Origin of the sequence: Confluentibacter sediminis, assembly GCF_003258355.1 — a bacterium.
In the GTDB taxonomy this organism is placed as follows: Bacteria; Bacteroidota; Bacteroidia; order Flavobacteriales; family Flavobacteriaceae; genus Confluentibacter; species Confluentibacter sediminis.
The window spans coordinates 21,060-33,134 of record NZ_QKPO01000028.1 but is presented as its reverse complement, the minus strand read 5'-3'; the positions used below and the strand labels follow the sequence as shown (position 1 = coordinate 33,134).

At 31.6% G+C, this 12,075-nt stretch carries 12 protein-coding genes; 3 read left to right on the top strand and 9 right to left on the bottom strand.

The features are described 5' to 3' along the window. Positions 1-161 precede the first annotated feature (161 nt). The 4 genes from DKT72_RS17385 to DKT72_RS17370 form a co-directional block, all read right to left on the bottom strand. Positions 162-458: a chaperone modulator CbpM gene (locus DKT72_RS17385; protein WP_111310022.1), complete on the bottom strand. Its 297-nt coding sequence runs from the start codon at positions 456-458 to the stop codon at positions 162-164. 1 nt (position 459) lies between these two features. Beyond that, positions 460-1,338 (bottom strand): DnaJ C-terminal domain-containing protein, encoded by an 879-nt coding sequence (locus DKT72_RS17380; RefSeq protein ID WP_111310021.1) that lies wholly within the window; start codon positions 1,336-1,338, stop codon positions 460-462. Between the two features lie 232 nt (positions 1,339-1,570). Beyond that, the gene (locus DKT72_RS17375) at positions 1,571-3,985 is read right to left on the bottom strand and encodes a TonB-dependent receptor (RefSeq protein ID WP_111310020.1); all 2,415 of its coding nucleotides are present in this window, start codon (positions 3,983-3,985) and stop codon (positions 1,571-1,573) included. A gap of 30 nt (positions 3,986-4,015) precedes the next feature. Beyond that, positions 4,016-5,137 (bottom strand): DUF4249 domain-containing protein, encoded by a 1,122-nt coding sequence (locus DKT72_RS17370; RefSeq protein WP_111310019.1) that lies wholly within the window; start codon positions 5,135-5,137, stop codon positions 4,016-4,018. Between the two features lie 282 nt (positions 5,138-5,419). Here DKT72_RS17370 and DKT72_RS17365 point away from each other — a divergent pair, with 282 nt between their 5' ends. The 3 genes from DKT72_RS17365 to DKT72_RS17355 all read left to right on the top strand — a co-directional run bounded on the left by DKT72_RS17365 (position 5,420) and on the right by DKT72_RS17355 (position 8,142). Further along, a complete protein-coding gene (locus DKT72_RS17365) occupies positions 5,420-6,004 on the top strand; it encodes a YceI family protein (protein WP_111310018.1) in 585 nt (194 codons plus the stop codon). Between the two features lie 37 nt (positions 6,005-6,041). Further along, positions 6,042-7,415 (top strand): hypothetical protein, encoded by a 1,374-nt coding sequence (locus DKT72_RS17360; protein ID WP_220628151.1) that lies wholly within the window; start codon positions 6,042-6,044, stop codon positions 7,413-7,415. A 148-nt stretch (positions 7,416-7,563) separates the two neighbouring features. Then, positions 7,564-8,142, top strand: coding sequence for a YceI family protein (locus DKT72_RS17355; protein ID WP_111310017.1), 579 nt, complete (start codon positions 7,564-7,566; stop codon positions 8,140-8,142). Between the two features lie 80 nt (positions 8,143-8,222). On the opposite strand, the gene DKT72_RS18315 is transcribed toward DKT72_RS17355, so the two are convergent. The 5 genes from DKT72_RS18315 to DKT72_RS17335 form a co-directional block, all read right to left on the bottom strand. Further along, entirely contained in the window at positions 8,223-8,396 is a 174-nt protein-coding gene (locus tag DKT72_RS18315) for a hypothetical protein (RefSeq protein ID WP_162623362.1), read from the bottom strand. Positions 8,397-8,458: 62 nt separating this feature from the next. Then, positions 8,459-8,929, bottom strand: coding sequence for a hypothetical protein (locus DKT72_RS17350; RefSeq protein WP_111310016.1), 471 nt, complete (start codon positions 8,927-8,929; stop codon positions 8,459-8,461). 153 nt (positions 8,930-9,082) lie between these two features. Continuing rightward, positions 9,083-9,811, bottom strand: a complete 729-nt coding sequence (locus DKT72_RS17345; protein WP_111310015.1) for a head GIN domain-containing protein — start codon at positions 9,809-9,811, stop codon at positions 9,083-9,085. Positions 9,812-9,922: 111 nt separating this feature from the next. Beyond that, entirely contained in the window at positions 9,923-11,689 is a 1,767-nt protein-coding gene (locus DKT72_RS17340) for a PspC domain-containing protein (RefSeq protein ID WP_111310014.1), read from the bottom strand. Beyond that, positions 11,686-12,027 (bottom strand): PadR family transcriptional regulator, encoded by a 342-nt coding sequence (locus DKT72_RS17335; protein ID WP_111310013.1) that lies wholly within the window; start codon positions 12,025-12,027, stop codon positions 11,686-11,688. Before DKT72_RS17335 ends, DKT72_RS17340 begins: the two co-directional genes overlap by 4 nt. Positions 12,028-12,075 lie beyond the last annotated feature (48 nt).

The window sequence follows — 12,075 nt, the reverse complement described above, 5'->3', positions numbered from 1 at the left end:
TAATTACTGTTTAAAGTTAATATTATTTTTACACTTTTAAACAGTTCGGTTTTAAGGGAAGCTTACACCCAAATACAACCCCTAACCACCAACCACTTGGGGCTTTAGTGGAAAGGATGAATTTAAAGCAATTAGGTTAAATATTAAATCATCAGGTAGCTTTACTCATTTTCATAAAGCCTTAATCTGTTTTTTACAGCCAGTAATTCTTTTCGTAACTCCCTTTCCTTCTCCAATAAATTAAAAACCACATCAATACCCTCAAGATTTACATTTAACTCGTGGTGAAGTCTGATTATTTTTTCAAGATTACCAATTTGGTCTGGATGCAAAAATTGGTTTTGCTCAATAATTTCAATTTGGATGAGCCCCATTTTATTCAAAGCATCTACAAATGAAATTTCAATGTTATAATGCAAACAAAGCGTTTCTGTCGATATTAAATGTTGTGCAATCATCTTACCTTAATTTTTGTAATTCTTTAAATAAAGCTATCTCTTTATCACTTAAATCAGTAGGTGTTTTTATGTTGAAAGTGATAATTAAATCCCCAAATTCGCCATCATGGTTGTAAACAGGAAACCCTTTTCCTTTTAGTTTGACCTTAGTTCCCGTTTTTGTTTCAGGTTTAATTTTAAGTTTAACCTTATCCGTGAAGGTATCAATAGTGATGTCTCCACCCAAAATAGAGGTGTATAAATCCAGATCCACATGTTTATAGAGATTGTTACCCACACGCTTAAATTGTGAATGATTATTAATAACAAATGTGATATACAAATCACCATTTGGCCCCCCATGGATACCCGGTGCTCCTTTCTCTTTTATCTTTATAACTTGCCCATTTTCAACACCAGCAGGAATAGTTAGCCTTATTTTATTATTATTAACAGTCAGGACTTGTTGCTGAGTGGTGTACACGTCCCTCAAATCTAAATGCAATTCAGCATTAAAATCTTGACCTTTAAATTTTACCCCATGACCTCGTCGCGAAGATGCGCTTCCTCCCCCAAACATAGATTCGAAAAAATCTGAATAATCTTGGTTTGAATACCCTTGTTGGTTCGATTGATATGGGGGTTGTTCACGTTGGGATTTTTCAAATGCCTTTCCGTGTTTCCAATGCTCACCATACGTATCGTATTTTTTACGATTTTCCGGATCACTTAATACTTCATTTGCCTCATTGATTTCTTTAAACCTTTTTTCAGCTTCTTTATCGTCTGGATTTAAATCAGGATGGTGCTTACGGGCGAGTTTTCTGTAAGCATTTTTAATATCCTTCTCAGTGGCCGTTTTTGGAACGCCCAAGATTTTATAATAATCTATAAATGCCATTTAATGAGTCTTAGTTTTTATTTTAATCAAGCATGGTGAATTTACAAAATAATACTAGTTAAATCAATAAAAAAATAGTCAATAAATAGAAAAACAATTTAGAAATAGCTTAAAAACAGCTAATAAAATAGCAACCCATTTAGCAAAATAAACAATAGACTATACAACAATAGCTCACTATTATTTAATAATAAGGGAATTAAATAAACAAACTAAAATCTATAGGAGGCTCTTAATCAAAAACAAAATTATAATTAAGAGAAAAAATGGGACTATTCATGATCGTTAGTTCATAAGATCCTAGAGGACTTCCAAGAAAAAACTCAGAATTAGCATCTCCATGTCGTTGGGTATAATATAAATTGTACTGATTCTTTCTAGCGTATAAATTATAAATTGTAAACGTCCAATCACCAACCCAACGTCTGTTCACTTTCTTGCTATACTTTATTTTCCACGAAAGATCGAGGCGGTGGTATGTTTTTAAGCGCGCATTATTCCGTTCAAGAAATATAGGTACGTCCACACCTTCCAAACTAAAATAACCATTAGCAACCGAATATGGACGACCAGTTTGCGCTGTAAAATTAAAACTCAGTGTATTGTATTTATCACCCTCAAAATTTACAGTACCGTTAAAAACATGAGGTCTGTCAAAATCAGAAGGATACCATAGGTTATTGTTAACTCTATCTGATAGTTTTTCACTTTCCGTTTTTAAAAAACTTCGAGACCAAGTATAATTTAGCCAGCCATTAACTTTCCCATTAGGTTTTTTTAAACTGAATTCTAATCCATAAGCTTTACCTTTTGCTTGTACAACATCCCGTTCCAAAAACTCTTCTAAAAAGAAATCAGCTCCAGGTTTATAAGTCAAGTTATTTTGAGTATTTCTATAATAACCTTCAACACCAAGTTCTAAGTTGTTATCCTGTAAATTCTGATAAATACCAACACTATAAGTATCACTCTGTTGAGGTTTTATATTGGGATCCGAAGTTTTCCATCTAGAGGTGGGTAAAGGGGTGGTAGCATTATAAATATTCTGCAAATACTGATTCAAACGAGCGTAACTTGCTTTTAAGGAAGTGTTTGTGCCTAATTTTAAATTCGCGCCCAGTCTAGGTTCTATAGCATTATAGTCTTTAATTTTGTCTCCCTTACCAAACTCGGTAATACTGGTAGTTTCTCCAGTAGTTTCATCAAAAGTAGCTTTAGTGTAGGGGCCAACAAATGCAAAGTTGGTAACTCTTAATCCCCCAGAAACAGTCAGTTGCTTAATAGGGTTCCAATTTATATTCGTGTAAGCAGATAATTCATAGCTGTTTTCATCATCCAAAGACACAGGAAGTACACTGTTAGCATTACCAGGATCTAGTTGACCAGGCTTTATTTTGTACTTATTGCCTTGAATTCCGGCATAATAATTTAACTTATCGCTTACTTTCCGCTCGTATTCAGAGAAGATACTTAGAAAATTGATTTGAGATTCATATTCTATCACATTATTGTTGGCACTTTCAGGAAACAGTGTTTTGGGAGTGTATTTACTAAGCAAAAAAACAGTTCTTAAACTAGAATCATCAGTGAATGAATGCGTCCAATTTAATGTATTGTTAAATGTTTTAAAATCATATTGATTGCTTTTGGCATTAATATTTTCAATTTGAGAAATCAAATCAAGTTGGTAAAAATCCTTGCTATAAAAATTTGTAAAGGAAATTTGGTCATTATCGGTAGGAAGATAAAGTAATTTAATGGTATGGTCATAAAATCGAGCTTTCGTTTTTTCCAAGCGTTTTGAAACTATGGGTAAAAGAAAATCGGTAAAACCAGCTCTTGTGCCTGCGTACAACAAAAGCTTGTCTTTAATAATAGGAGTCTCTAAAGATAATTTACTAGAAACCAACCCGATACCACCACTTAATCTAAGTTTGTCCACATAAGGATTTTTAACTTTTACATCAAGAACAGATGTCGTTCTCCCTCCATATCGTGCCGGAATATTGGCCCGATACAAGTCTATTGAAGAAACAGCCTCAGGTGTAAAAACAGAGAATAGCCCAAACAAATGCGTTGGATTAAATACAGGAGCATAATCATATAACAAAAGATTTTGATCCAGAGAACCACCCCTAACCGAAAGTCCATTACTTATTTCTCCAGCATTGCTAACACCAGGTAATAAGGTCATTCCTCTTAAAAGATCCACTTCACCAACAGCAGCAGGCATTTTTATTAATTCCTGGGCAGTCATTTTTACGGCTCCCATTTGAGGTGTTTCCAATCGGTCACTAACCTTTTTGGCACTTAAGATAACTTCTGATAGTTGTTGTTCTTCTTCACTTAGCGTTAATCGCAGTATTTTATCTTGATTCAATAAAATCTCTTTTTCCAAAGTTTTAAAACCTATGAAATATATTTTAGAATAATAAGTATCTTCAGGTAACGTAATGCTAAATTCACCATTCATGTTGGTAACTCCGCCACAAGCACAAGGTGTTAAAGTTATCTGTACATTTTCAATAGGTCTATTAGTAACATGGTTCAGTATTTGAAAAGTTAAGGAATGTACTTGCGCAGACAGAAAGTTTGTAGCACATAGCAATAACATAAGTGTTGCAAACCAAGTGAGAAGTTGTTTCATTTTTAAATCTATTATTCTATTTTAAATGTATTATTCTATCCATCCTTCAGGTTCAATAGAGGTGCGGTATCTGCTTTCTTCACATGGGGCTTTATCATAAACAGGGCCAGGACCAGAGGGTGGTGCTTCAGGGTGAGGTGTAATTTGGTTCTCTATAGGAGCGTCTTCTATTCTATTACGATCTATCATAACATATTTTGTAATTGCTGAAGAAGCTGTAAATCGTCCCAAAACATATTCATTGGGGTCATCAGGATTATACATGTTCCCTATAAGCGCGGCAGGTAAAGGCGCATTGAATCCTCCATTATTATCAACTAAATCTTTAATGGTTTTGTAATACTCATAAGCTTTGGGTGTAAGTGAAAATTGTTGTATTTCTACTAAAATTTTTGTTTTCCTAGTTAATAAAACATTAGCCACAGGTAAAGATTTGGTTGTAATACCATTAGAGAATTTATCTGAAAAAATTTTAATCTTATTACTATAATCTATTTGCCAACAATCTGATTCGCAATAATAGGTGTAATAGTCTACCATGGGGTCAGGAATGCATTCATTATCTCTAAATTTACCTTTAAAGCAAATTTTACAAATCTGAGCTTTATCATAGGTTTTAAAACGCCAATAATAATAATTAGCCTGTTCTACAGGATCATCAAAGGTTATCGATATCTCATGTCCTGGGACATATCTATTATAATCTTCAACAAACTCTAATTTCTGATCATATCTTACACTTATATCTTTTATGGGGATAGAAGGGGTAATGGTTTCAATTTCCGAAAGATATTTTTTCCCGTTTGGTAAGTTAGCTTCTAAATACCATTTTTCACCAACCTCACCTTTAAAACTATTATCCTCAGGAAGGTACTGATAGTTTTCTTCAAATAATGCTATTCTTTCACCCGTTATGGCATTGACAAATGAAATATTAGCACCACTAACAAAGATATTTCTGTAGTAACGAGCAACATCAGATTCTGTTATGTTGACATAAGAAGACCCTTCGGTAGTTCCTACAAAGCCATCAATGTAAATCATTCCTTCAATAAATTGATATTCAGGAGTCACAGGGTTTGTACATGTCAATAAAGAGAAAGATAGTAAAGTAAGCGTGACGAAACGTTTAAGTTTTTGTTTAGTTGGCATCAAATTTAATTCAGTTCTTTCAAATGTAGTAAAATATAAACAATATGCTGTTTTTTTAGTGTGTTAAAATATTGAATGAACTAATGTAAGAATCAATTATTGTAAATAATTTCTTGAAATTCTTAGCTGTTTTTAGTTAGATTTTCACTTCAAATCTGATTCTTATCACATTAATATCTGTTTTCAACTTATTTCTTTATCATTTTCCAATATGACCAAAATCATAGTTTGACTTCTGCTTTGTGATGACATTTGCCCCATAATTAATAAAATAATAAGGATATGAACACGTATGAAAAAATAGGCAGAAGAATTTTAGGTTTAATGGTTCTTTTTACAATGACATTAAATGTAACTCAAGCTCAAGAGTTTAATTTAGTTAAAGGAGAATCTTCATTAACTGTTTTAGGAACGTCTAGTTTACACGATTGGCATATAGTTGCCGAGAATCAAAGTGGTAAAATAACATTTAAAAATCTGGAAGCTGGTCAAATAGAAAAACTGGCAATAGAAATCGTTTCAGAAAGTTTGAAAAGTGGCAAAGGGGCGATGGACAAAAACACTTATAAATCTTTAAACACCGATAAATACAAAACAATCACTTATCAATTAGTAGAAGTTAAAGAAGTTACAAATAAAGGAGGCGGAAAGTTTTTGGTAAGTACTCAAGGCGACCTTACTATTACAGGTGTGAAAAAACGAATTCCTCTAGACTTTTCTATCACAATTTCTGGGAACAAAATTACGCTAGTAGGACAAAAACAAATTAAAATGACAGATTTTAAGATAGATCCTCCTAAAGCCTTATTCGGTACCATAACAACAGGAGATGATATTACAATCAAATTTTCAAACATATTTAAATAAATCAAATAATAATTAACAAACACAAAAAATAGAAATCATGAAATCAATTTTAAAATTATCATTAATAATAGCGGCTTTTTGTTTGTCAGGGAATATTATGGCACAAGAAGTGTCTTTCGGACAAATACAAAACCAAATTCCAAGAGGTAAAGATGGAATTAACGTTTTTGATGTAAAAAAAGATAATGTAGAATTCAAAGGGATCAGTATCGATTTAGGGGGATCTTTCGCTTTACAATTTCAAGCTATAGATCAATTTAATGATCAACCAGCTACACAACCTGCGCCAATTTCTGGTTACAGATTGAATAATTTACAAAATAATCTTAATTTACCAACAGCCAATATGGTTATTGGAGCTCAATTGGCAGATGGAGTACGTGTAAATTTAGATTTGTACTTAGCAGCAAGACACCATCATGAAACATGGGTTAAAGGAGGTTATTTACAAATAGATAAATTAGACTTTATTAAAAAAGATTTATTGGCTAATTTTATGCAATATGCGACTATTAAAATTGGACAAATGGAAAATAACTATGGTGATGCCCATTTCAGAAGATCCGATAACGGAAATGCCTTAATGAACCCATTTGTTGGAAACAATATCATGGATGCTTTTATTACTGAGCCAGGAATTGAAGTATACTATAATAGAAGTGGTTTTGTAAGTATGTTAGGAGTTACTAACTCAAAATTGAATCAAAATGTGGCAGAAGTTAAAGCAACTGCTCCAGGACAAAACACAACTATTAGCCCTTCTATTTTAGCTAAATTAGGTTTTGATAAACAAATAAACGAAGACTTAAGGTTAAGACTTACAGGTTCTTACTATCATGTATCTAATATAAGTAGTAATTTATACTCATCTGATAGAGCAGGTAGCCGTTTTTATAGCGTAATGACTCACGATGCTTATACAGGAGTTGCCGGTGCCGTAGCTAGTAATTTTGATGCAGAATCCAATAAAGATACCGGACGTTTCAATCCAAGATTTGGAAACTGGGCGACTTCTATTATGGTTAACCCATTTATTAAATATCAAGGATTAGAAGTGTTTGGAACCATAGAGGTAGCTTCTGGAGGTGATAAAAAAGGAACAGACGACAAACGTACAGTAAACCAATTTGCTGGAGATGTTTTATATAGATTTGGAACTAATGAAAACTTATTTGTAGGAGCAAAATATAATACAGTAAGCGGAAAACTTGCAAATGCCGATGCAAATGACATTTCAATTAACAGATTTGAAACCAGTGTAGGTTGGTTCATGACAAATAATATATTAGCTAAATTAGCTTATATAAACCAAGACTATAAAGATTTTAGCCAATATACAGGAGGAAATCCAGAAGATCTTTATGGAGGTAACTTTAAAGGGTTAATGTTTGAAGCTGTGATTAGTTTCTAAGTGATATTGAAAAACTAAACTTTGGTAAAAGTAAGTCTAAACGTAAAATGATTATATTAACGGGACCAATAAAAATAATCATTATAAACACTTTTAGGCTTACTTTTATAATTTATAAAGAAACAACATTAGTTAAATAATTAAGGACATGAAAAAGATACTTGTTTTAATTTCTGTATTTACATTATTAGCTTTTTCTAAAAATTTTACAGGAAATACTACCGTAATAATTACACCAAATAGTAAACTTATTATTAAAGGTAAAACTAATGTTAATAGTTTTATATGTCAATATAACATCTCAAAATTAAATAAGCCTATCAAAATTCTTTTTAAAAACCATGGCGATAAAATTACTTTCGAAAAAACAACTTTAGTTCTAGATAATGTAAATTTTGATTGTGGGGGGGCTGGAATGAATAATGATTTTAAAGAGCTTTTAAAATCAGATATTTACCCAAATATTTTTGTTAATTTAAAAGAAATACGAAAAGACCAAAACAATCAGAACCTAGTGAATGCTTTAATTGATTTGGAGATAGCAGGCGTTACAAAATCGTATGTAGTTCCTGTTGAGTTAAAAGGAGATGACCTTATGAATGTTAAAGGTATTTTAGCTTTAAATCTACGCGATTATAATTTAGAACCTCCCAAAAAAGCATTAGGACTTATCGTTGTTAAAGATGTTATTGAGATTAATTTTGAATTAGCAGTTAAAGAGTATTAATGCACAACTTTAATGTATCTAAACAGCCTTTGCAATTTAAATTGCAAAGGCTGTTTACTTTTAAGCTTAGTGATATTAAATTATTCTGTTACCTGTGTACCATAATATATGGTTATCCCAATTAATGCAATTAAGATAATGGCAATAATATAAAAACCAGTTTTTGTGATGCTATCTTTTTTGAAAATGTAATTTCCCTTTTCCTCATTTTTTTCTTTTACAAATTCAAAGTCCTCTTTTTCTTTATGTTCCATAATTTTTTCTTTTAATATTTAGTTAGTTTAATGATAATGATTTGGTTATTAATAATTCATATTTAAGAATTAATTTTGTTATCCATACTTTTCTCTCCCGTGGTGTCTAGATGTTCTCCGTTTTTAATGGCTTCAGTAGATTTATCAAAATTACTGCCGTCTTTTTTGTAAAATGTAAAAAAGTCGAATCGATCGTTTATGGATATGGCCTTTTTGCCATTTATAGCAATTGGATGTTGCAATAAGGAAGGATTCTTTTTAAATATTTTAAGTAAATCATCTGTATCATAATTAGGTATATTATCTTTTTTATCATCATCTAAAAGTTCTAGAGAAAATAATTCCGACAAAGGTTTATCGACCATTTCTGCAATTTCTAACCAAATACTATCCGATATGCTTTCTTTTTCAATATTAATTACTCGTAAAGCTTTATCACTACTTTGAGCGTAAGCTAAAACTTTTTTTCCAAGATCAGATTGGTCTGAATATATGTATATTAATTCCTTGTCATCTATTGCTAATATTCCCATTATTATTAAATTTTAAATTTTTATAAATTTCCAACAATTCACAGGGTTTATGTTATACAATTTTTAATTTGTGTTATAGGATTTTTATGTGGATTTAAAAGAAAAGCCTGAACGATCAATCGTTCAGGCTTTTTTTGATATAATTTTTAGAAGTTATTTCTTTTCGACACTGCCAGAAACACTATTGTTTTTTTCTACTTTTTCTGGGTTTCCGTAATAATTAATATCACCGCCGCTACTGGCTTTGGCAATAAGTTGTTTGGACGTGTTTACTGTAATATCCGATCCTGAATAAGCATTTACTTGGCTAAATTCGGTAAAAAGTTCACTAGCTTTAATATCACTTCCACTAGTAGCTTCTGCTATAAGTTTCAGCGTTTTTCCTGTTAATTTCATATCGCTTCCACTAGAAGATTTACATACTAAGTTATTAGTGTCTAGGTCTAGAGTCATGTCGCTACCACTATTACTGTTAAGTTCCAAGTTTTCGGTAATAATAGTATTTCTGGAGTATACATTACTGCCACTGGTTGAGGTTATTTTTGATATGTTTTTAAAACTTACCATGACTTTTTTTGATGTCGATTTTCCTATATTTTGTTTTGTGTGGATTTTTAAAACATGATGGTCTACTTCGGTAATAATGATATCTTGTAAGTTTTCATCTGCTTCAACCATAATAGATTCTGAATCACTTTGTGTTAAATAAACGTCTAGACCTTCACTAGCTTCAATACTATGGAATGTGTCGTTAATGGATCGAGTCTGTTCTACCACAAGTCCATTTCCTTTAACTCCAGTATTTAGATTGATATCAAAATTGCAAGAGAAAAACAATAAACTTAAAAGGGTTGTTACAATAATTTTGGTTAGTGTTGTCATGACTATTGGTTTTTGTTTGATTTTAATTTATAATTCAAATATCTATTAACTAGTTATTGATTTATAAATTAAGTATTTGATTTGTTGTTTTTTGATGATGAGTTGTAGTTATTATTCAGATGTAATATTCACACCATTTGAGTTTATATCTACCTTAACGCTTTCTGATTCTGCTTTAACGCCATTTTTATCAATCTTAATGGTGTTTTCATCATTGTTTATTTCAACACCATTTTCATCAATTTTTATGTTGGGAGATTCAATATGTACTTCGAATTCTTCCCCGATACAATCATCACACTCAATACCCTCATCCAGAATGTTTAAGTAATGATTAACATGTTTTTCAGAGGAAATATTTGAATGATAATAATTTAAGAAAGATGAGGTGTTTTCATTTAACTTGATTACAGAGCCTATTGGTAAATAAAGCGTCACCACGACTTCTTGGTCACTAATTTTATTTTCTGTGGCAGTCGATAAATAGGAATCCAATATTAATTCATTATTATTGAAAGTATAATTATAATGGATGTTTTTAGCACGAGTTATGGCTTTTTCATAATTTCTGCCATCGGCACTTTTTTCAATACTTATAGAGGCCATAGAATCTGTAGTTGATTTGATTAAAATGCTTATATCAGACCTGTATATGGTTTTTTGACCATTTTCATTATTAGCCATTTTAAATCCATTGGACCTATATCTATTATTTGAAAACAAATCATTATCTGCCATTTTGATTTTTAAGGTATCATTGGTTTTAATTTGAAGTGTGCTTTTTTGTATGGTGTGTTCATTAAAAGTATGTTCACTAGCTTCTCTAATTCCAATAACAATTAAAGCAATAACAGAGAATAACCATAAACCTAACAAAGTAAACTTTGCAATGTTTCCAATGGATTTAAGATTATTAATAAGAATTTTTAAACCAAGATAGAATAGGAAAAAGAATGGTATGCCAACTCCAAATAAAACAAATATGGATACCAACCATAAAGGGGTGTTTCCAGAATTAGCAATCTCAACAAAGTCCATTCCGGGAATATGAATGATGTCTATAACACCTATAGAAAATAAACTAATAATAAGTGCAATTAAAACAGCGGCTCCAACAACCATTAACATGATGCCAATAAATTTGGCTATCACTTTAAAGAAGAACATAATAATGTCTGCAATGGTATCAAAGAAATCTTTAGAGCTAGATTTAATAGAACTACTTCCTTTTTTGGCTGCACCAGAAACCGAGTCTGAAACGTTTTTAGCAACATCTGAAACCGTATGGGACACATTTTCAAAACCGTCTTTTATTTTTTTTTCAATGTTGCTAATGTTAACAGGTTCTCCCGTCATCATTATTTTTTCGGCAGTTGTGGTTGCAGCAGGAACAAGAATCCAAAATAATACATATATAAAAATAAAAGTACCACCAGAAGCAATGGTTAGAATAATCCATAGTAATCGCATCCAAATTGCGTCAATACCTAAATAGTGTGCCAATCCAGAGGAAACACCACTTATGTAAGAGTTATCAGTATCTCTAAATAATTTTTTGCTTGTAGTTGCTTTTTTATGTGAAGTTGATTTAGGTTCGTCTTCAAAAATTTCGTCATCAACAAGATAATCTTCTGGTTGTCCCATAATGGCAATAACCTCGTCAACTTCTTTATTGCCTATAACTTGTTTATCGTGTTTCACACGTTCTGTAAATAGTTCAGCAATACGAGCTTCTATATCTGAAATAATTTCAGAACGCCCTTGAGAATCTGTAAATGAACGTTTTATAGCCTCAAGATAGCGTTGTAATTTTAGGTAAGCATCTTCATCAATGTGGAAGAATATACCAGCTAAATTTATGTTGACAGTTTTATTCATTTTTTTGTTGTTTTTTGGCTTGTTACTAAATTTACCGCATTTTGCAGTTCACTCCAGGTTGTGTTTAATTCGTTTAAAAATAATTTGCCGGTTTCAGTTAAACCGTAATATTTTCTTGGAGGACCCGATAAGGATTCTTCCCATCTGTAATTCAAAAGTCCAGCATTTTTAAGTCTTGTTAGTAGTGGGTAAATCGTGCCTTCTACAACAAGCAGTTTAGCGTCTTTAAGGGTGTCAAGTATTTCTGCTACATACGCGTCTTCATCTTTTAAGACCGAAAGTATGCAGTATTCTAAAACACCTTTACGCATTTGTGCTTTTGTGTTTTCTATCTTCATGTTCTAAAGCTTTTTAATGTGGTGAAACTGTTCGTTTTTTGATTGATG